This window comes from Curtobacterium sp. MCLR17_031 (genome assembly GCF_003234775.2).
Lineage (GTDB): Bacteria > Actinomycetota > Actinomycetes > Actinomycetales > Microbacteriaceae > Curtobacterium > Curtobacterium flaccumfaciens.
In genome coordinates, this window is the sequence record NZ_CP126270.1 from 1,171,391 (window position 1) to 1,191,652 (window position 20,262).

Annotated in this window: 16 protein-coding genes and 1 tRNA gene; 13 read left to right on the top strand and 4 right to left on the bottom strand. The window is 72.9% G+C overall.

What is annotated here, in order from left to right:
* Positions 1-108 precede the first annotated feature (108 nt).
* From rsfS to DEI96_RS05675, 7 genes are all read left to right on the top strand, one after another.
* Positions 109-483: a ribosome silencing factor gene (rsfS, locus tag DEI96_RS05645; RefSeq protein ID WP_027464721.1), complete on the top strand. Its 375-nt coding sequence runs from the start codon at positions 109-111 to the stop codon at positions 481-483.
* 108 nt (positions 484-591) lie between these two features.
* Positions 592-664, top strand: a tRNA-Ala gene (locus tag DEI96_RS05650).
* A gap of 80 nt (positions 665-744) precedes the next feature.
* Positions 745-1,668, top strand: a complete 924-nt coding sequence (locus DEI96_RS05655; RefSeq protein ID WP_181440521.1) for an aldose 1-epimerase family protein — start codon at positions 745-747, stop codon at positions 1,666-1,668.
* Positions 1,647-3,164: an anthranilate synthase component I family protein gene (locus DEI96_RS05660; RefSeq protein ID WP_111023170.1), complete on the top strand. Its 1,518-nt coding sequence runs from the start codon at positions 1,647-1,649 to the stop codon at positions 3,162-3,164. The genes DEI96_RS05655 and DEI96_RS05660 overlap by 22 nt, the downstream gene beginning before the upstream one ends.
* 46 nt (positions 3,165-3,210) lie before the next feature.
* Positions 3,211-4,080 (top strand): DnaE2-dependent mutagenesis accessory factor ImuA', encoded by an 870-nt coding sequence (imuA', locus tag DEI96_RS05665; RefSeq protein WP_181433243.1) that lies wholly within the window; start codon positions 3,211-3,213, stop codon positions 4,078-4,080.
* Positions 4,077-5,705: a DNA polymerase Y family protein gene (locus DEI96_RS05670; RefSeq protein ID WP_111023171.1), complete on the top strand. Its 1,629-nt coding sequence runs from the start codon at positions 4,077-4,079 to the stop codon at positions 5,703-5,705. Before imuA' ends, DEI96_RS05670 begins: the two co-directional genes overlap by 4 nt.
* Positions 5,706-5,739: 34 nt before the next feature.
* Positions 5,740-9,150 (top strand): error-prone DNA polymerase, encoded by a 3,411-nt coding sequence (locus tag DEI96_RS05675; protein ID WP_111023172.1) that lies wholly within the window; start codon positions 5,740-5,742, stop codon positions 9,148-9,150.
* A gap of 27 nt (positions 9,151-9,177) precedes the next feature.
* On the opposite strand, the gene DEI96_RS05680 is transcribed toward DEI96_RS05675, so the two are convergent.
* Together DEI96_RS05680 and DEI96_RS05685 are read right to left on the bottom strand one after the other, a co-directional pair.
* Complete coding sequence (locus DEI96_RS05680; RefSeq protein ID WP_111023173.1) at positions 9,178-10,689, bottom strand: sensor histidine kinase; 1,512 nt, start codon at positions 10,687-10,689, stop codon at positions 9,178-9,180.
* A complete protein-coding gene (locus DEI96_RS05685; RefSeq protein WP_017885962.1) occupies positions 10,686-11,363 on the bottom strand; it encodes a response regulator transcription factor in 678 nt (225 codons plus the stop codon). The genes DEI96_RS05680 and DEI96_RS05685 overlap by 4 nt, the downstream gene beginning before the upstream one ends.
* Before the next feature lie 195 nt (positions 11,364-11,558).
* Between DEI96_RS05685 and DEI96_RS05690 the strand changes: the two genes are divergently transcribed.
* A complete protein-coding gene (locus tag DEI96_RS05690) occupies positions 11,559-11,873 on the top strand; it encodes a hypothetical protein (protein ID WP_181440522.1) in 315 nt (104 codons plus the stop codon).
* A gap of 41 nt (positions 11,874-11,914) precedes the next feature.
* Here the strand turns inward: DEI96_RS05690 and DEI96_RS05695 are convergent, their stop codons facing one another.
* Entirely contained in the window at positions 11,915-13,009 is a 1,095-nt protein-coding gene (locus DEI96_RS05695) for an FUSC family protein (protein ID WP_111023247.1), read from the bottom strand.
* 80 nt (positions 13,010-13,089) lie between these two features.
* Between DEI96_RS05695 and DEI96_RS05700 the strand changes: the two genes are divergently transcribed.
* Both DEI96_RS05700 and DEI96_RS05705 read left to right on the top strand, forming a co-directional pair.
* The gene (locus DEI96_RS05700) at positions 13,090-14,334 is read left to right on the top strand and encodes a phosphotransferase enzyme family protein (protein ID WP_111023175.1); all 1,245 of its coding nucleotides are present in this window, start codon (positions 13,090-13,092) and stop codon (positions 14,332-14,334) included.
* A gap of 567 nt (positions 14,335-14,901) precedes the next feature.
* The gene (locus DEI96_RS05705; RefSeq protein WP_181440523.1) at positions 14,902-17,028 is read left to right on the top strand and encodes a DEAD/DEAH box helicase; all 2,127 of its coding nucleotides are present in this window, start codon (positions 14,902-14,904) and stop codon (positions 17,026-17,028) included.
* 116 nt (positions 17,029-17,144) lie between these two features.
* Here DEI96_RS05705 and DEI96_RS05710 read toward each other — a convergent pair whose 3' ends face one another.
* The gene (locus DEI96_RS05710; RefSeq protein ID WP_111023177.1) at positions 17,145-17,417 is read right to left on the bottom strand and encodes a mycoredoxin; all 273 of its coding nucleotides are present in this window, start codon (positions 17,415-17,417) and stop codon (positions 17,145-17,147) included.
* A 67-nt stretch (positions 17,418-17,484) separates the two neighbouring features.
* Here DEI96_RS05710 and DEI96_RS05715 point away from each other — a divergent pair, with 67 nt between their 5' ends.
* From DEI96_RS05715 to DEI96_RS05725, 3 genes are read left to right on the top strand one after another with little or no spacing between them, the layout of a single operon-like run.
* Positions 17,485-17,817, top strand: a complete 333-nt coding sequence (locus DEI96_RS05715) for a PadR family transcriptional regulator (protein WP_111023178.1) — start codon at positions 17,485-17,487, stop codon at positions 17,815-17,817.
* Positions 17,814-18,626, top strand: a complete 813-nt coding sequence (locus DEI96_RS05720; protein ID WP_181440524.1) for a hypothetical protein — start codon at positions 17,814-17,816, stop codon at positions 18,624-18,626. Before DEI96_RS05715 ends, DEI96_RS05720 begins: the two co-directional genes overlap by 4 nt.
* A complete protein-coding gene (locus tag DEI96_RS05725) occupies positions 18,623-20,152 on the top strand; it encodes a CYTH domain-containing protein (RefSeq protein WP_181440165.1) in 1,530 nt (509 codons plus the stop codon). The genes DEI96_RS05720 and DEI96_RS05725 overlap by 4 nt, the downstream gene beginning before the upstream one ends.
* Positions 20,153-20,262: the final 110 nt, after the last annotated feature.

Below are 20,262 nucleotides of genomic sequence, written 5' to 3' on the forward strand. Positions count from 1 at the left end.
CTCCACCACCCCGCCGACCCTGGCCTGGCCGCTGTCGGCGGGGTGGCTTATGATCGTGACCCATCAAGCGAACCGGCTGTCCGTCGGTTCGACGACCGGAAGGAATCCGTGACCGCCTCCACTCGCGCACTGGAACTCGTGCAGGCCGCAGCACTCGCGGCCGACGCCAAGCAGGCCGAGGACCTCGTCGCTCTCGACGTGACCGGGCCGTTGCAGCTCACGGACGTGTTCCTGCTCGCAACCGGTCGGAACGAGCGCAACGTGCAGTCCATCGCCGATGCCGTCGAGGAACGCCTCCTCGAGCTCGGTGCCAAGACGCTCCGCCGCGAAGGCCGTACCGAGGGCCGCTGGGTCCTCATCGACTTCGGCGAGATCATCGTGCACGTCTTCCACGACGAAGACCGTCAGTACTACTCGCTCGAGCGTCTCTGGGCCGACTGCCCGACGATCCCGCTCGAGCTCCCGGTGGACCACACCGCCTGATCAGCGACGCGCCCGGGTGACGGCTTCGATTTCGTTGCCCGGCGTTCGCATGGTGTACGCTTCTATGGTGCCTCCGGGGAACCGGTTGGTACAGAAGCAGCACGATCTGGGTCTGTGGCGCAGCTGGTAGCGCACCTGCATGGCATGCAGGGGGTCAGGGGTTCGAGTCCCCTCAGATCCACCCTCAACCCCGTCGTTCCTCGGAACGGCGGGGTTTTTCGTTGCGCCCGGCGGCACTCGGCGGCCCGATACGCTGAGCGCATGAGCAACGACGCGCCGCTGTCCGGGTCCCCGCTGACGATCGCCTCCGCCGGGTACACGGCCGACATCGCCACCGTCGGAGCGACACTGCGGACCCTGCGGCACGAGGGCCGAGACCTGGTCGTCCCGTTCGACGCCGACGAGGTCCGCCCGGTCTTCCGCGGTGCCGTCCTGGCCCCGTGGCCGAACCGGATCGTCGACGGCGAGTACTCGTTCGGCGGCGTCGACCACGAGCTGGCCCTCACCGAGCCCGGACGGCACCACGCCCTGCACGGACTCGTCGCGTGGACGGACTTCCGCGTGCAGGAGCAGGCGGACGACCGCGTGGTGCTCGCCACGACCGTCCAGGCGCAGCAGGGCTACCCGTACCGCGTCGAGGTCACCGTGGAGTACCGGCTCGACGCCGAGGGGCTGCACACCACGATCACCGGGACGAACACCGGGGCCGAGGACGCACCGTGGGGGACCGGCCCGCACCCGTACCTCGTCGCGGGTACCGGCACCGTCGACGACTGGACCCTCACCCTCCCCGCCGCCCAGGTGCTCGAGGTGACGCCGGACCGGCTCATCCCGACCGACCTGGTCCCCGTGCACGACGAGTTCGACCTGCGCACGCCCACCCTGATCGGCGACCGGTTCATCGACCACGCCTTCACCGGCTTCGACCGCGACGCCGCCGGCCTCGCCACCATCGCGGTCACGGCGGCGGACGGTCACGGGGTCCGTGCGACCTTCGGGCCGGAGTGCGGCTGGGCCCAGGTGCACACCGCCGACCACGTCGTCCCCGAGTACCACCGCGCCGGTCTCGCCGTCGAGCCGATGACGTGCGCCCCGGACGCCTTCAACCACGGCGAGGACCGCGGCCTCGTGGTGCTCGCGCCCGGTGCCTCGCACGCCGCCGCATGGACGATCGCCGCGATCTGAGCACCCCCGACCCCGGCGTCCGCGTCGAGGTCCGTCGACTCGACCCGGTCCCCGACCTCGCGGCCCTGGCGGCGCAGGTCCCCGGGGACCTGGTGTGGCTCGACTCCGGCCTGCCCGACGGTGCTCCCGACACGGCTCGACCCCGGGCACGGTGGTCCGTGCTGGCGTGGACGGACGGGCCGTTCGCCGCCCTGTTCCGGCACCAGGACCGTCGCGCGCACCTGACGGTCGCCGCGCCCGCCGAGGGGTGGTTCGGGCCCGCCCGATCCGAGGAGCGTCCGGCCTTCGCGGTGCTGGCGGACCTGCTCCGACGCACGCCCCGCCTGCCCGAGCCGGTCGTCGGGTGCGGGTTCGCGCTGGGCTGGGTCGGGTTCCTCGGCTACGAGCTCGGCCGCGAGTCCGGCGGCCCGGACCGCACCGCCGACGGGCACGCCGACGCCGACCTGCGGTTCGTCGACCGAGCCGTCGTCGTCGACCACACCGGTGGCGCCTGGGCGCTCGCGCTCGTCGCCGACGCGGAACCGGCGGCCAGTGCGCGGAACCGCGCGTGGCTCGAGGACGTGCCCACCCCCGCGACGTCGGCCGGCGTCGTGGACGCGGCCACGGGCCTCCCGGCCGGGGTGTCCACGGCGAACGGACGCGTGACGCGCGCCGCCTACGAGCGGGCGGTCGACGCGTGCCGCGCGGAGATCCGTGAGGGGAACGCGTTCCAGGTCTGCCTCACCACCGCGTTCACGGTCGGACGGGAGGCCCGTGGCGGCCCCGGTGCGGATCCGCACCTGGGCGAGTACCTGCGGATGCGGGCGTCCGACCCGGTGCCGTTCGGTGCGTTCCTGCGGCTCGGCCCGCTGCGCGTGGCGAGCCGGTCACCGGAGCGGTTCCTGCGGATCGACGCGGCCGGAGCGGTGCTCGCGGAGCCGATCAAGGGCACGCGGCGGCGGCTCGCCGACGCGGTGGCGGACGCGGCTGCGCGGGACGACCTGGCGGCGAGCCCGAAGGACCGCGCCGAGAACGTGATGATCGTCGACCTGCTGCGGAACGACCTGCTGCGGACCGCGGTGCCCGGCTCGGTGCACGTCGAGCGGCTGTGCGCCGTCGAGACGTACGCCAGCGTGCACCAGCTGGTCTCGACGATCGGGGCGGTGCTGCCGCCGAGGACGTCGCGGGCCGACGTGGTGCACGCGGCGTTCCCGCCGGGGTCGATGACCGGGGCACCGAAGAGCAGTGCCACGGCGATCGCGGACCGGCTCGAGGGGGCGCCGCGCGGGGTGTACTCGGGCGCGATCGGGTACTTCTCGGCGAGCGGGGCGGCCGACCTGTCGGTGGCGATCCGTAGCCTCGTGACCGTGCTCGACGAGTCGGGGGCGGTGCGTTCCCGGACCCTCGGAGCCGGGGGAGCGGTGACCTGGTCGTCGGTGCCCGCGGACGAGGCGGACGAGGTCGAGACCAAGACGCGGTCGGTGCTCGGCGGGGTCGGGGCGGTCGCCAGCTGGTGAGCTGATGCCCTGATCCGAACACGTGTTCGACCAGGACTGTCCACAGATGTCGGACGCGATTGACATCATCGAACACATGTTCGAATATGAGGGCATGCAGACGGCGGCGGCACTCCGATCGCCCACCCCGGACCGGGGCGGGCGGAGCGGTGCTGCACGCGGCGGCAGTGGTGCGGGCGGTGGCGGTGCGCGCCGTGGGCCGGACCACCTGAGCGATGCCCGGGCCGCGCTCGACCGCATCACGTCACTGCGCTCCCGGGTGGCCGACATGGAGTCCACCCGGGTCGACACCGCCGGGCTCCCCACCGCCTCGGCACTGGAACCCCTGCTGCCCGGCGGCGCGATCCGGGTCGGTGGCACCTACGCCGTCCCCGAGTCGGTGCTGCTCGCGATCACGATGCTGCAGGCGGCCTCGGCGGCCGGGGCGTGGTGTGCGGTCGTCGGGGTGCCGTCCTTCGGGATCGAAGCCGCCGCCGCCGCGGGGATCGACCTCGAACGGCTCGTGCTCGTCCCCGATCCGGGCGACCAGTGGCTCGCCGTGACGGCGGCGATGGCCGACGTCGCCCAGATCGTCCTCACCCGACCGCTCGGCCGGGTCGTGCCGGGCGACGTGGCACGGCTGTCGGCCCGCCTGCGACAGCGCGGTGGTGCACTCGTCGCGCTCGGCTCCTGGCCCGGGGCGGACGTCACGCTGCGGGTCACGTCCTCGACGTGGAGCGGCATCGGTCAGGGCCACGGACACCTGACGGAGCGCCGGGCCACCGTGACCGCGACCGGGCGTGCCGGCGCGGTGCGTCCGGCGACCGCCGAACTGCTCCTGCCCGCGGCCGACGGTGCGGTCCGGGCCGCCACACCCGTGCCGACGGTGGGCTCCGGGGACACCCGCGTACTGCGGCCCGTGGCGGTGGCGTCGTGATCGCCTCCGGGCGCGTCCGGACCGACGCGATCACGCGTGGGGCTGCGCTGCCCGAACCGCCACCGACCCGGACGATCGTGCTCTGGTGCCCGGACTGGCCGGTCATCGCGGCGGCTCGGGCCGGTGGCACCCCGCCGGAGCAGCCCCTCGCCCTGACCGCGAAGGGGCTCGTGTTCGCGAGCTCCGCGTCCGCGCGTGAGCAGGGTGTCGTGCGGGGGCTCCGCGTGCGTGAGGCGCAGGCACGGTGCCCCGAACTCCTCGTGCAGCCCTACGACGACGCCCTCGACCACCGCGCCTTCGAGCCCGTCATCCGTGCGGTCGAGGCGGCGGTCCCCGGGGTCGAGGTGCTGCGGCCGGGCACCCTCGCGCTCCGTGCCCGCGGGCCGGCCCGGTACTACGGCGGTGAGCGCGCGGCGGCGGCGACCCTCGCCGGCATCGCGGCCGACCACGGCGCCCCCGCGGTGCGGGCCGGGGTGGCCGACACCCCGTTCGCGGCGGACCAGGCCGCCCGGGCCCGTCCGGTGCGTCCCGGTGAACGGGTGCGGCTCGTGTCCGTCGGGGGATCGGCGGACTTCCTCGCGCACCTGCCGCTCGGCGTGCTCGGTGACCCCGACCTCACGACGGTGCTCGACCGGCTCGGCATCACCACGCTCGGCGACTTCGCGGCACTCGGCGACGAGCAGGTGCGGGACCGCTTCGGCGTGGCCGGGGCGTTCCTGCACCGGTTGGCCGGGGGCCGCGACCCCCGCGAGATCGCTGCGCGGGAGATCCCGCCGGAACTCCGGGTCGAGGCGTCGTTCGAGCCCCCGCTGGACCGTGCCGACCAGATCGCGTTCGCGTTCCGGCGTTCCGCCGACGACTTCGCCGAGCGACTCCGGGCCGCGGGGCTCGTTGCGACGACCATCCGTGTGGGGATCGTCGACGAGCGCGACATCCTGCTCGAACGGACCTGGGCGCACCCGCGCTGGTTCGACGCCGCCGACGTGGTCGACCGGGTGCGGTGGCAGCTCGCCGGCGGGGTGGACCCCAGCGGGCTCGAGGCGCCGGTCACCTCGGTCGTGCTCGAGCCGGTCGCCGTCGACGACATGGCGAACCACGAGCGCGGGCTGTGGGGCTCCGGCCCGGACGAGCGCGTGCACCACGGCCTCGCCCGGATCCAGGGCATGGTCGGCCACGACGGTGTGGTGAGTCCGCGCATCGGTGGTGGCCGCACCCTGTCCGAGCGCGTGGTGCTCGTGCCGTGGGGTGACGCGCCCGCCGGTGGTGAGCGTGCCCTGGCGACCGTCCGCGACCGACCGTGGCCCGGCAAGCTGCCCGGCCCGCCACCAGCAACCGTGCTCGAGCGTCCCCGACCGGTCGACGTCGTCGCCGTCGGCGGTGCGAGCGTCGACGTCGACGAGCGCGGCGTGCTGTCCGGTGCACCCGACCGGTTCCGCGCCGAGGGCGACCGGGGCGGCGGGTTCTCCGCCGTGACGGCCTGGGCGGGGCCGTGGCCGCTCGTCGTCCGGTGGTGGGAGTCCGGCGGCCGGCGCCTGCACCGGCTGCAGCTCGTCGACGCCGAGGGGCGCGCCTGGTACCTGGTGCTGGCGGACCACCGCTGGTGGGCAGAGGCGATCGCGACGTGACCCCGACCACCACCACCGACAGGAGCGTGACCTGATGGGCTACAGCAACCCACCCATCCCGTGGTCGCAGTTCGAGCGTGCCCTGTCCGACAAGCGGAGCCCGGGCACGGGCCACGACGGCGACGGCGGCGACAGCCCGGCGTGGTCGCGGAAGCGCGAGCCGTACGTCCCGTCACCGCTCGACACCGACGGCGGACCCGTGGTGCCGTACGCCGAACTGCACGCGCACTCGGCCTTCAGCTTCCTCGACGGCGCCAGTCAGCCCGAGCACCTGTTCGAAGAAGCCGCTCGGCTCCGACTGCACGCCCTCGCGCTCACCGACCACGACGGCTTCTACGGGGCCGCCCGGATGGCCGAGGTCGCCGAGTCGTACCCGCAGGTCGGCACCGTCTTCGGCACCGAGCTGTCCCTGGGGCTGACCGAACCGCAGAACGGTGTGCCCGACCCCGAGGGCTCGCACCTGCTCCTGCTCGCCGACGGCCAGGACGGCTACCACCGGCTCGCCGGCGCGGTGACGAGCGCACACCTGGCCGCCGGGTCCGAGAAGGGCAGCCCGCAGTACGACCTCGACGACCTCGCCGCGCGGGCCGACGGGCACTGGCGGGTCCTCACCGGCTGCCGGAAGGGCTCCGTGCGGCAGGCCCTCGAGCAGGGTGGCGAGTCCGCCGCCGAGACCGCGCTCCGGGTGCTGCTCGACCGGTTCGGCAGCCGCAACGTCGTCGTGGAGCTGCTCGACCACGGCGACCCGCTCGACAGCGCCCGCAACGACGCACTGGCCGCCCTCGCCGCGAAGCACGCGCTGCCCCTGGTCGCCACCGGCAACGTGCACTACGCCACCCCCGACCGGTTCCCGGTGGCGACCGCGCTCGCGGCGGTGCGCGCCCGCCGCAGCCTCGACGAGATCGACGGCTGGCTGCCGGCCGCCGACACCGCCCACCTGCGCTCCGGCGCCGAGATGGCCAGACGGTTCGGGCGCTACCCCGGCGCGATCGAGCGGACCGTGGAACTCGCCGACGAGCTCGGGTTCCGGCTGAAGACCGTGCAGCCCGGGTTGCCCGACCTCGACGTCCCGGACGGACACACCGCGATGTCGTGGCTCCGCGAGCTCACGTGGACGGGTGCCCGGCGGTTCTACCCCGGCAGCGCCGACGGCGTCGACCCCCGCAAGCGGGAGCGCATCGAGCGTGAGCTGTCCGTGATCGAGGAGAAGAACTTCCCCGGGTACTTCCTGATCGTGCGCGACATGGTGCAGTACGCCCGCGGTCGGGGCATCCTCTGCCAGGGGCGGGGCTCGGCGGCGAACTCGGCGGTCTGCTACCTGCTCGAGATCACCGCGGTGGACTCGATCCGGTACGGGTTGCCGTTCGAGCGGTTCCTGTCGGCGATGCGCGACGAGGAACCCGACATCGACGTCGACTTCGACTCGGACCGCCGCGAAGAGGTGATCCAGTACGTGTACGCCAAGTACGGTCGGCACAACGCCGCCCAGGTCGCGAACGTCATCACCTACCGGCCCAAGGGCGCGGTGCGCGACATGGCGAAGGCGCTCGGTCACAGCCCCGGGCAGCAGGACGCCTGGTCGAAGCAGGTCGAGCGGTGGGGCTCGGTGACCGAGAGCCAGGACCACGACATCCCGCCCGCGGTCGTCGGGCTCGCGAGCGACGTCCTCGGGTTCCCGCGGCACCTCGGCATCCACTCCGGCGGCATGGTGCTGACCGACCGTCCGGTGGGCGAGGTCGTGCCGATCGAGCACGCCCGGATGGACGGCCGCACCGTGCTGCAGTGGGACAAGGACGACTGCGCGTACATGGGGCTCGTGAAGTTCGACATGCTCGGGCTCGGCATGCTCGCGGCCCTGCAGTACTCGTTCGACCTGGCGGCAGAGCACTGCGGGGAGCGCTGGGAGATGCACTCCATCCCGAAGGAGGAACAGGGGGTCTACGACCAGCTCTGCCGCGCGGACACGATCGGGGTGTTCCAGGTGGAGTCCCGCGCGCAGATGGGCACCCTGCCCCGACTGCTCCCGCGGCGGTTCTACGACCTGGTGATCGAGGTCGCACTCGTCCGACCCGGGCCGATCCAGGGCGGCGCGGTGCACCCGTACATCCGCCGACGCACGGGCGAGGAACCGATCACCTACATGCACCCGGCGCTCGAACCCGTGCTCGAACGCACCCTCGGGGTCCCGCTGTTCCAGGAACAGCTGATGCAGATGGCGATCGCGGTCGGCAACTGCTCCGGTGACGACGCCGACCTGCTGCGGCGGGCGATGGGGTCGAAGCGCGGGCACGAGAAGATCGACCGACTGCGGGACAAGCTCTACGCGGGGATGGCGGACAACGGCATCCACGGAGCCGACGCCGACGCGATCTACGCGAAGATCCAGGCGTTCGCGAACTTCGGCTTCGCGGAGAGCCACTCGATCAGCTTCGCGCTCATCGTCTACGCGAGCGCGTGGATGCGGCTGCACTACCCGGGGGCGTTCCTGGCGGCACTGCTCCGGGCGCAGCCGATGGGGTTCTACTCACCGCAGACCCTGGTCGCCGACGCCCGGCGGCACGGCGTCCGCGTGCTGCGACCGGACATCCTGCGGTCCGGGGTCGACGCCACGCTCGAACCGCTGCCGGACGGGGATGCCCCTGCCGGTGCCGACGCGTGCCTGGCCGCCGAGCAGCCACCGGTGCTGCCCTTCGACAAGGCGCTCCCCGACGACACCGCGAGCCACCGACGCGACGGTGCCTTCGCCGTGCGGCTCGGGCTCGCCGAGGTCGCGTCGCTCAGCCGGAAGAGCGCCGAGAAGATCGTCGCGGAGCGGGACGCCAACGGTCCCTTCCGCGACATGTCGGACCTGGCCCGCCGGGTCGGGCTCACCACGCCGCAGCTCGAGGCCCTCGCCGCCGCCGACGCCTTCGCCCCGTTCGACATCGACCGCCGCGGTGCGATGTGGTCGGCTGCCCAGGCGGCCGCCGAGCGCCCCGACCAGCTGCCGGACACGCAGGTGTTCGTGCAGCCGCCGCTGTTCGGGCAGATGACGAGCGGGGACGTGCTCATCGCCGACATGTGGTCGACGGGCATGACGACCGACGACCACCCCGTCCGGCACGTGCGCGACCGGCTCGCCGCCCGCCGGGTGCTCAGCGTGCAGGACACCGCGACCGCCGAGACCGGACGACGGGTCGAGGTCGGCGGGATCGTGACGCACCGGCAGCGTCCGGCGACGGCCTCCGGCATCACGTTCCTGAACGTCGAGGACGAGACCGGGCTGGTCAACGTCATCTGCAGCGTCGGGGTCTGGGGGCGCTTCCGCCGGGTGGCGCGGGAGTCCCCGGCGGTGATCGTCCGGGGCATCCTCGAGCGCTCGCCCGACGGGGTCGTCAACCTGGTGGCGGACCGCATCGAGCACCTGTCGCTGTCCGTCCGCACCCGCTCGCGGGACTTCCAGTGAGCGGTCTGCTCAGGCGAGCGGTCGTGCTCAGCGCACCTCGGGCATGCTGATCGTGACCTCGAGCCCACCGGCGGGCACGTTGCGGAGCGACGCCGTGCCTCCCGCCCATTCCGCCACCGCACGCACGATCGCGAGTCCCAGCCCCGAGCCGCCGGGCAGGGCGCCGGCACCGGTCGACGGGTCCGGGTTGGGGCGGGACGTCCGGGCCTCGTCCGGACGGGTGAAGCGGTCGAACGCCACCGGGATGAAGGACTCGGGCACACCGGGGCCGTCGTCGGTGATCTGCAGCACGCCCTCGCCGCCGGTGCTCCGCCAGGACACGAAGATGCCGCCGCCGCGGGGGAGCGCGGCCACGGCGTTGCCCGCGATGTTCGTGACGAGCTGGGCCATCCCGCCGGTGTCGATCCGGTACCGCGGTTCGACGGTGCCGCCGCCGATGCCCGGCCCGGAACCGCCGACGGCGACGGGCGGCTCGAGGTCGAAGTCGACGGTGACGTCCTTCGGCGAGGCGATGAGCCGGACGCGGTCGACCGCGGCCATCACCTCGTCGCCGAGGTCCGACCACGCGGTCTCGGGGCGCCGGTCGCCGTCCTGTTCACGGCGCTCCGACTCCTCGATCCGCGACAGGGCGAGCAGGTCGTTCGCCAGCCGTGACAACCGCGCGACGCTGTGCTTGGCGCGTTCGATGTGGGCGGCGAGGGCGGCGGCGTCGTTGCCGTCGAGCGAGGCGAGGTCGAGCTGGGTCGTCAGGATCGCCAGGGGCGTCCGGAGCTCGTGGCTGGCGTCCGACACCATCTGGCGTTCGCGCTCGGTCGCCTGCCTGGTCCGGGCGAGGAAGGCGTTGAGCGTGGTCGCCAGGGACGCCAGCTCGTCCTGGGCGGGGCCCACCGGCAGTTCGGCACGCTCCGGGGCGACGGAGAGCCGTTCGGCCTCGCGGCGCATCCGGTTCACCGGGCGCAGCGCGGTGGTCGCGAGCACCCAGGACGCAACGCCGAAGGCGAGCAGGATGGCCAGACCGGTCAGCGACAGCGTCGTCGTGAGGTCGTCGACGACGATGGCCTCGGCCTGCGAGTTGCGGGCGGCGACGACGGTCCAGCGGCCGGCCTCGTTGACGGGGTGCTCCACCACGACGCGGTACTCCGAGCCGGATGCCGTGATGATCGAGGTGCCGGCGGGGGTGGACCGCAGACTGCCGAGCGCCTGCTCGACACGATCGGGCATCGTCGACAGCACGATCTCGCCGGACGGGGACACGACGGCGACGAGCTGCGCGTTGCCCGGCGGCGAGAGGTCGGGGTCGCTGTCGACCTCGAGCGTGGCGACGTACGGGTCGGCATCGGCGTCGAGCAGGGTGCGGGTCGCACTCGCGACGACGCTCACCACCTGGAACCGCATCACCAGGACGAGCAGCAGGATGACGATCGCGGCGATCGCCGTCGAGCCGATCGTGATCCGGGCACGCAGCGACAGCAGACGCAGCGGCCGGATCGGACCGCCCCGTCGGCGGTCCGATCGTGGGGCGTCGTCGGCCCCGCTCACGCCCCGAGCAGATCCAGGCGGTACCCGCGACCGCGGACCGTGGCGATGGCGACGGTGGCCTCGTGCGCGGTGAGCTTCTTGCGGAGGTACGAGATGTACTGCTCGACCACGTTCGGGTCGACGTGCTGCGAACCGTCCCAGACCTCTTCCAGGATCTTCGGGCGGTCGACGACACTGCCGGCGGACCGGGCGAGCAGTCGGAGCAGGGCGAACTCGGTGGGGCTCACGGCGACACGCTGGCCCTTGATCGAGATGCGGCGGGCCTCGGAGTCGATGGAGACGTCCCCGACCTCGATCGTTCGGGGTGCCCCGGCGGACTCACGACGGCCGAGCGCACGCAGCCGAGCGGTGAGCTCGGCGAAGGCGAAGGGCTTGGTGAGGTAGTCGTCCGCGCCGGCGTCGAGCCCGAACACGCGGTCGTCGACGGCATCGCGCGCGGTCACGAGCAGGATCCGCACGGGGTCCTCGCGCTCACGGATCCGCCGGGCGAGCTCGAAGCCGGACATGCCGGGCATCATCACGTCCACGACCGCCAGGTCGAACGCCTGCTCGCCGAGGGCGATGAGCGCCTCGACACCGTTCTCGACGGCCGTGACCCGGTACCCCTCGGCCGCGAGTCCGCGTTCCATCAGGGCACGCATCTCGTCGTCGTCCTCGACCACCAACAGCCGCATAGTGGACCTCCTCGGACCCATCGTGGCATCGAACCGGCGCGGACGGCCGTTCTGCGGGTCCGACTCGCTGAATCTCGTCACAGGACAGAGCAGAACGGTCTGTCCCACGTTCTAGGGACGTGAGTGCCGCTTGCTTCGTTGCTAGGCTCCGGCAGCGGACAGCGCGACCCGATGCGCCGCCCGCACTGGGGGATCATGAACGACTCGATCGACCACCCGGCCATCGTGCGCCTGCGCGCCGAACTGGACGCCGCGTGGAAGGGCATCGGCGCGCTCGCGCAGCTGGAGGACGCTCCGCGCGACCGCGTGGTCGCGGAACTGCGGACGGCGGTACCGGACGTTGCGAGCCGTGCTGCACGTGAGGTCGGCATCGAGGCCGTCGTCGCGGAGATCAGCCGGTACGCCGACGCCGGCATCCCGGGTGCGACCGGGACCGACGTCGTGCCGACCGCGGTGATCTGGTCGGACGTCGTGCGGACGGCGTCGGAAGCGGCCTGCGCAGCGCGCTGACGCCCAGCAGCGCGCAAGCGCAACGTGCCGGTGTGCCGGCGCTAGTCGTCCTCCCCGAGCAGCTCGCCACGCACCCGTCGGATGTCCTCGAGCAGCGCCCCGATGAGCACCCAGTGCCGGGAGTTCGGTCGCACCACCTCGAGCGGCGCGGTGAGCGCCGGCTCCGAAGCCTCCGCCCACGGCTCGGCGTCCGGCCCGGAGGCAGCAGTGTCCGCTCCGCCGACCCCGGCCACCGGGTCGAGCCGTGTCGACTCGACCCGCGCACTGAGGGCCCGGACGTCCGCGCCGATCCGTGCCACCTCGGTCGCGATGCCGTGCACCACCGGGTCGTCGCGCAGGTCCGGTGCGGTGTTGTCGCGGATCGCCCGCGTCATCCCGGTGACCCGGGTCACCAGGACGCGCAGGTGGTCGGTGGTCACCACGTCGCGGTCGAGGATCGTCCGGTGCCGTCCACTGCGCGGGTTCATCGTCAGGGACTCGCGCGCCGACCCCAGGGACGCCTCGGCCTTGGCGTGCTGCTGCCGCAGTGCGCGGGCCGCGACGAGCGCCTCGTCCCAGCGCTCGCGGTCCCACCCCTCGGTCAGGCCGATCGCGATCCGCTCGAACGCCACCGCGGTGTCGCGGGCGAGCCGGGCGACGGCGAGGTGCGCCGGTTCGAGCAGCACGGGCGGCACGATGAGCGCGTTCACGACCAGGGCGACGATCGCACCGATCACGGTCTCGAGGATCCGGTCGGCGGAGTAGTTCGGCGTCACGACCCCGGCGGTGAGCACGAGCATCCCGCTGATCCCCACCTGGGTGGCCGAGGTCGGGGTGAGCCGGAGCGCCCACGCGATGAGGATCGCGAGCACGATGACGAGCAGCACGACGAACACACCGTCGCCGAGCAGCAGGTGGAACCCGGTGGCCAGCACGACGCCGATCACGACGCCCGCGCTCCGTTCGAGCCCCTTCACGAACGACTGGTTGATGCTCGGCTGCACCACGAGCAGTGCAGCGATCGCCGCGAAGGTGGGGAACGGCCCCTGGATGACCAGGCGGCAGAGGAGCACGGCGGCGACCACCGCGACGGCGGTCTTCACGACCTGCAGGAACGGCGTGCGACTGGAGCTGCGGAGACGCGCGACCGGGTTCACACCGACCACGGTAGCCACCGGCCGCGCGCCGAGCCGTGCACGAACGCGACGAAACCCGCGCGACACGGTTGACTGATGTCGTGTGGCCCAACCATGAGCGCGTCATCCCGCAGGCCTTCGCCGGCTCCGGGACCTCCGTGGTGGCCGCGCGGGCGCACTCCGTCGAGCCCTCGGGCAACGGCTACCTGTACGGCTACGAGGTCGACACGGTGGACCGCAACGGCCAGCGCGCCACGGTCCTGACCTACGTCGACACCGGCGGCACCCACGACCAGAACAGCGCGATCGTCACCGACCCGGCGACGGGCGACCCGGTGTCGGTGTGGGCGTACCCCAACGACCCCGGCCTGCCGGTGCTGCCGCAGGTCACCTACCGCGACGCCGTCGCCGAGCTGCTGACCACGCTCGGCATGCCCGTCACCGACCCGGTGCTCACCGTGGCGGCGTACCGCCCCGGCAAGCGCGCGGTCGTCCGCGTGGACGCCCCCGAGCGCACCCTGTTCCTGAAGATCGTCCGTCCGCACCGGGTCTCGCCGATCGTGCAGTCGCACGAGCAGTTCGTCGCGGCCGGTCTGCCGGTGCCGCGTGTGCTGTCCAGCCGTGGCGACGGCTTGCTCGTGCTCGAGCGCATCCGCGGCGTGCCCGCCGGCAGCCGCATCCTCGACATCGCCGACGACCCCCGCTTCGTGGCGTCGCTCGCCGCGCTGAGCGGTCGGGTCGCCACCGTCCCGATGACCCAGCAGGCGCGCGCCGACGCGATGGACCACGCCGACTGGCACCGTCGCACGCTCATCGCCGCCCTGCCGCGCGACGCCGAGGAGATCGACCGCCTGTACGACGCCATCGGCCGCCGCTCCATCGGCTGGTCGAGCTCGACCAAGCAGGTCGTGCACGGCGACCTGCACCTGGAGCAGGTCTTCGTCGACGAGGACGAGCCGTGGCGCATCTCCGGCCTGCTCGACATCGACACCGCGGGCTGGGGCTTCCCGGTCCGTGACGTCGGCGCCGTCGTCGCCCACCTCGTGGTCACCGGGCTCTGGCACCGGTCCCGAGGCGACGCCGAGCGCGGCGCCGCCGCCGAGCGCCTCGCCGACGCGATCGCCCGCGACTGGGTCGCGCGCAACCCGCGCGAGGCCGACCGGATCGGACCCGCCATCGGCGCCCAGCTGCTCGCCCACGCCGGCGGCCAGGCGACCACCGGTTCCGCCAACGGGATCCAGACCGCCCAGCAGCTCCTCGCCGCGACGCAGGCCGCCCTGGCGGACGCGGCCCCGAGCCTCCCGACCGGTGGTTCGACCCGCCCGCGGTCCGCACCGCAGGTCTGAGACGCGACGTCGCTTTCACGAAAGCGACAGTTCTGCGCGGAACATCCGCGGCATCCTGCCGCTTTCGCGGGGTCACCGGGGCAGGGACCCGGAGACGTGTCGCTTCGGTGGGGTGAACGCGACCGAAGGACGGACTGGAGGCGCGGGTCGGGCCCGCCACGGGCCTCCCGTCCGCCGTCACGACGCGCGCGGGCAACGCGCCGGTCGCCTCCGTCGGTGGTCCGGGAGTAAACTGAGCGCGCACGCACCGCGTTCCCGCGTGCCGCGTCGATTCCGGACGCAGCCGTCGATCACTTGATCGACGCGGGGACCGGGCCGTGACCGCCCCGAGGGGGCATCACGTGCGTGTGACGACGCCGGATCCCGGCGCGGACCGTCCGAACCTGCTCCCGGCAGGTGCTCGTGTGGAACGGCTCGCGGGAGTCCACCGGACGTCCCGATGCGGGGACCGGCGATGCGGTGGGCCACGGTGGCCCGCAGCTGAACCGGAGCCGTGCCAGGCACCGGTGCAGGACTTCCCGCCCCACGGGCGGATCGCCCCGACGTGTGGGCGGAACAGGAGGAGCGTTGGCTCGATCAGGCACCCGGCGTGCTGCCGGCGGGACGCGGACCGCGTCACGTCGCACCAGGCCGCTGGACAACGACGGCGTCATCCCCGTCCTCGCCCGCGCTGTGCGCGAGGTCGAGGCCGCGGCGCAGCGCGGACCGCTCAAGGCATCGAACCGGACGAAGTTCCAGGCGGTCGCCCTGCTCATGCGCGAAGAGCGCGCACGGGTGAAGGCCGACACGGAGCTCACCGACGCGCAGCGCGCCGAGCAGCTCAAGCGGCTCGACGGCGTGGCCACGATCCTCGCGAAGACGGCGGCGCGCGACACCAGTGTCATCCAGCTCCTCGCCGAAGAGGTGCAGGTGTCCGAGGCGACGCGTGCGGTCAAGCGCGACATGATGATCGCCGGCGGCATGGAACTGCAGCCGGAGGACCTCGTCATCGCGTCCGAGCCCGCCGCGGTGGTCGAGACCCCGGTGCGGGCCGTCTTGCCGCAGGCGGTCGTGCAGCGCCAGCTGGCGAACCCCTTCATGCCGCCGGACTTCGCCCTCGCCGACCAGCCCGTCGCGCACCCGCGTCGCCTGGCGAACTGGGAGCTGTTCGGGCCGCTGTTCAAGTCGTTCGAGTACGGCGCGGGCGGGGGAGCGGCGACGATGCCGCTGCCGGAGCCCACGACGCTGCACTCGCGCTCGGGCACCACGCTCATGAAGCACCAGGCGGAACTCGTCGCCGCTGCATCGCAGGGGCACCGCACGTTCCTGCTCGCCGACGAGCCCGGCCTCGGCAAGACCGCACAGTCGCTGCTCGCCGCCGACGCCGCGAACGCGTTCCCGCTGCTCGTCGTCGTGCCGAACGTCGTCAAGACGAACTGGGCGCGTGAAGCCGAGCGCTGGGTGCCGAACCACCGCGCCACGGTGATCCACGGGGACGGCAACGACCTCGACGGGTTCGCCGACATCGTCATCGTGAACTACGAGATCCTCGACCGGCACGCCGGGTGGCTCGGCAACTTCGGGTTCAAGGGGATGGTCGTCGACGAGGCGCACTTCATCAAGAACAGGGACTCGCAGCGCGCCCGGTTCGTGCTGCAGATCGCCGAGCGCATCCGGCAGCGCACCGCCGCACCGCTGCTCATGGCGCTGACCGGTACCCCGCTGATCAACTCGGTCGAGGACTTCCGCACCATCTGGGAGTACCTCGGCTGGATCGACGACAAGAAGCCGCGCGCGAAGCTCATGAACGAGCTCGAGGAGATCGGCCTGACGCCGGCCGACCCCGGGTTCTTCGTCGAGGCCCGCCGTGCCGTCATCGACCAGGGCATCGTCCGACGCCGCAAGGTCGACGTCGCCGCGGACATCCCCGCCCGCCGGATCGCCGACATCCCCGTCGAGCTCGACGGTGACGAGGGCCGCTCCATCCGCGACGCCGAGCGCGAGCTCACGGCGAAGCTCGTCCGTCGCTACCACCAGGCGCTCGACGCCCGCACCGGGCAGGACCCGGTCGTCGGCATCGACCACAAGCTGGTCCGCCAGGTCGCGCGCTGGGAGCTCGAGGACCAGGACGCCTCGTCGACCGGCGAGAACGTGTTCTCGATGGTCCGCCGCATCGGCCGGGCCAAGGCCCAGCTCGCGGCTGACTACGCGGCACAGCTCGCGTCGAACGTCGGCAAGGTCGTGTTCTTCGCGAAGCACCTCGACGTGATGGACCAGGCGGAAGAGGTGTTCGCCCGTCGCGGCCTGCGCACCGCCACGATCCGCGGCGACCAGACCCCCACGCAGCGCACGGCCGAGATCGACTCGTTCGTGAACGACCCCGACGTCGCCGTCATCGTCTGCTCGCTGACCGCGGCCGGTGTCGGGCTGAACCTGCAGGTGTCGTCGAACGTCGTGCTCGCCGAGCTGTCGTGGACGAGCGCCGAGCAGACCCAGGCGATCGACCGGGTGCACCGCATCGGGCAGGAAGAGCCCGTCACCGCGTGGCGCATCATCGCCGCGCAGACGATCGACACCAAGATCGCCGAGCTCATCGACTCGAAGGCGTCCCTGGCCGCCCGCGCGCTCGACGGTTCGGACGAAGAGGTCGTCGACTCCGGTGACATCCAGCTCGACGCGATGGCTGCGCTGCTGACCGAGGCGCTCGGCGGCTAGGGCCGGCGTCCGGCGCTGTCGCGTCCCGCACAACCAAAGTCCGTCCGAACCACGCGACCACGTGGTTCGGACGGACTTTGGTTGTTCGCCGAGGCTTCGCGCCGGAGGGCCGCCGCTCAGATGCGGGACTGCACCTCGGCCAGGGACGGATTCGTCGCCGTCGAGCCGTCGGGGAACACCAGCGTCGGCACGGTCTGGTTGCCGCCGTTGACCTCGGCGACGAGCTCGGCGGTACCGGGGGTCTGCTCGATGTCGACCTCGGTGAAGGGCACCCCGGCCTTCGACATCTGGTTCTTCAGCCGGGCGCAGTAGCCGCACCAGGTGGTGGTGAACATCGTGACGCCGCCGGCTTCGGGCCTGAACTGCTCGCGGGTGATCGTGTCGCTCATCCCTGCAGGCTAACTCGTCCTCCTGAGGGGGCTTGCGCGGCTTGTTCTATATAGGTAGTTTGAGCGCATGGAACCCATCCGGCGCGTGACCGCCCCCACGCTCGACGTGCTCGACGCACTGCTCGCCAGTGACGGGCCGACCTGGGGGCTGCTCGTCATCAAGGCCACCGGTCGCCCCGCGGGCACCGTCTACCCCATCCTCGAACGGCTCGAGCGGCAGGGGTGGATCACCTCGTCGTGGGACGACGACGTGGAGCGATCGGGGCCACGCCGTAGGCTCTACGAGTTCACGGCGGACGGAGTCCAGGCGGCCCGAGACCTGCTCGCTGCGCGCCCGGCCGAAGCACCGGTCCGTCCGGTCCGCCCGAGCCGCCCGACGAACCGGCCGGTGACCTCGTGAGTGCGCTCGACCAGGCGCTCGTCGGCATCGCGGTCGCGGTCTCACCGGCCGCCCACCGTGATGCCCGACGCGAGCAGTGGCTCGCCGACGTGCGCGACGCCGAGCAGCTCGACCTGTCGTCGACCGCGCTGGCGTTCGGCGCCCTGACCACCGCGCTGTTCCACCGACGAGCACCGCACCGCACCTCGTGGGGGAACACCGTGACCGCACTGTCCACCCAGCTCGATCGCATGCCGCACACCGTCCGGACCATCCCGGTCCTGGTCGCCGTCGCGGTCGTCTCCCTGATCGCGTCCGGGGCGTGGCTGATCGTGCAACCGAACGGCGGGTACGGCAGCCGGACCGACGTCGTGCTCGCCACGGCCGGTACCTGGACCCTGGTGTTCTTCGTGCCCGGTGCGGCGATCGCGCTCGCAGCCCTCGTCCTGCGCGCTCCGTCGGGTCGCCGACGTCTCGGCGCGAGCATCGTCCTCGCCGCGGCCGTCGGTGGAGTCCTGCAGCCGCTGCTCACGCCACCGACAGACCTTCCCGTGGGCGGGCTCCCGCTGATCCTCGCGCTTGCAGGCTGGTTCGTCGCCGTCCGCGTCCGACGCAGCGCCTGGCTCCTCCTGTTGCTCCCTGCCGTGGTCTTCGTGCTCGAGTGGAACGGGGTGCTCTTCTCGATGGTCCCGTTGCGCTGGAACCCCTTCGTGGTCACGCTGCCTCCGCTGAGTGCCGTCATCGCCGGGTATGTCGCGAGCCGGTTCTCCACAGAGCCACGCCTCGTGGTCGAACCGCAGGCCGAAGCCCTGGTAGACAAGAGCGTGTGAGCCACACGCACCTCGAGATCGAGCGCACCTACGACCTGCCCGAGGGCGGTGCCCTCCCCGACCTCGTCGGCGCGGGCGGCATCCTCCGCACCGAGCACCAGGAGCCGTTCGAACTGGACGCGACCTACTGGGACACCGAGCGGTACGACCTGGTGGCCGCGCGGGTGACCGTGCGCCGCCGCACGGGTGGCCCCGACGCCGGCTGGCACATCAAGCGCTCGGAGTCGGACACGGTCCGCCACGAGCAGCAGTTCCCCCTGACCGACGACGCCGACACGGTGCCCGACGAGGTCCTCGCCGCGCTCTTCACGGAGCGTCGCGGCCGCGGGCTGCGCCCGGTCGTCCGGATCACGACCACCCGCACCGTCACCCGACTGCTCGACGAGGACGGCGACCAGATCGCCGAGCTCGCCGACGACCAGGTCACCGCCCAGCGCCTCGACGACGACGCTCCGGAGACCCCGCGCACCTGGCGCGAGGTCGAGGTCGAGACCGTCGACGGCGTCGACCCGCAGATCGCCCACGAGCTGTTCGCGGCCCTCGACGGGCGCTTCGCGGCCGTCGGCGCCGGCCCCGCCGCGGTCGCGTCCAAGCTGGCACGCGGGCTGGCAGGAGCACCGGCACCGCGCCTCCAGACCGAGGAGAAGCCGGCCAAGGGCACGACCGCACGCATCCTGGCGAAGCGCGTGCGCAAGCTGCGCGTCGCGCTGCTCGGCCAGGAGGCCCGGCTCCGCTCCGGCGACACTGCCGACCTCCGGCAGGCGGCCGACACCACCCTCGAGATCGCCGCGATCCTGGGCGCCTACCGCCCGGCGTTCCCCGACGGCGAGGCCGTCGACCGCGCCGCCGAGGCGGCGGACGGCCTGGCGGGCGTCACCGCGCGTGCGGCGCTGGCCGAGTACCTGATCGACCGGCTGCCGCGGGCGTCGTCGCCGGCGCAGGACGACCTGGTCGACGCGATGACCCGCGAGCGCATCCTCGCCTCGACCCGGGAACGTCGCGACCAGGCGGTGCGGGACGTCGTCGCGTTCCTGCACGGCGAGCCATTCCTCGAACTGCTCGACGCCCTCGACGACGCCGCCGAGCGCCCGGCGCCGACAGCGTGGTCGCTCCGCGCACCGAAGCAGGTCGCGCAGGACGTCGGCGCCGACGTGAAGCCGCGCGTGCGCGAACTCGTCCGGGCCGCCGTCGCCGACGACACCTCGGACACCGCTGCCGAGCGCGAGGCCGCCGACCGGACCACCACCGAGGCCGCGTGGCAGGAGACGATGCGCGCCCGGATGGCGATGGACGTGCTCGGCGACGACGCGTTCCCGCACGCGCTGTGGAAGCGGATCGGCACCGCTGCCGACGTGCTGACCGAACGGGTGCGGTCTCTGCACGCCCTCGACATCCTCCGGGCGAACGCGGCGGTCGCGGAGCGCGGGGGTGAGGGCACGTTCGGGTACGGGGTGCTCGCGGGGGACCGGGTGCGCCTGGCCGAGGAGTCCTACGACGAGGCGGTGCACGCGCTCAACCGCGTGTGAGCGGGGTGCGCGCTGCGTGCGCTTGGTGCGCTTCGTTCGCTTGGCGAGCAGAAGAGGTCGGGTCCCGCGTTCGGACCCGACCTCTTCTGCTCACGAAGTGCGAGGCGTCG

What these genes read in the sequence shown, in the direction of transcription:
- DEI96_RS05655 (WP_181440521.1), top strand. Translation starts at nt 745, where the DNA reads ATGAGCAACGACGCGCCGCTGTCCGGGTCCCCGCTGACGATCGCCTCC.
- DEI96_RS05660 (WP_111023170.1), top strand. Translation starts at nt 1,647, where the DNA reads ATGGACGATCGCCGCGATCTGAGCACCCCCGACCCCGGCGTCCGCGTC.
- imuA' (WP_181433243.1), top strand. Translation starts at nt 3,211, where the DNA reads ATGTCGGACGCGATTGACATCATCGAACACATGTTCGAATATGAGGGC.
- DEI96_RS05675 (WP_111023172.1), top strand. Translation starts at nt 5,740, where the DNA reads ATGGGCTACAGCAACCCACCCATCCCGTGGTCGCAGTTCGAGCGTGCC.
- DEI96_RS05685 (WP_017885962.1), bottom strand. Translation starts at nt 11,363, where the DNA reads ATGCGGCTGTTGGTGGTCGAGGACGACGACGAGATGCGTGCCCTGATG.
- DEI96_RS05690 (WP_181440522.1), top strand. Translation starts at nt 11,559, where the DNA reads ATGAACGACTCGATCGACCACCCGGCCATCGTGCGCCTGCGCGCCGAA.
- DEI96_RS05710 (WP_111023177.1), bottom strand. Translation starts at nt 17,417, where the DNA reads ATGAGCGACACGATCACCCGCGAGCAGTTCAGGCCCGAAGCCGGCGGC.
- DEI96_RS05715 (WP_111023178.1), top strand. Translation starts at nt 17,485, where the DNA reads ATGGAACCCATCCGGCGCGTGACCGCCCCCACGCTCGACGTGCTCGAC.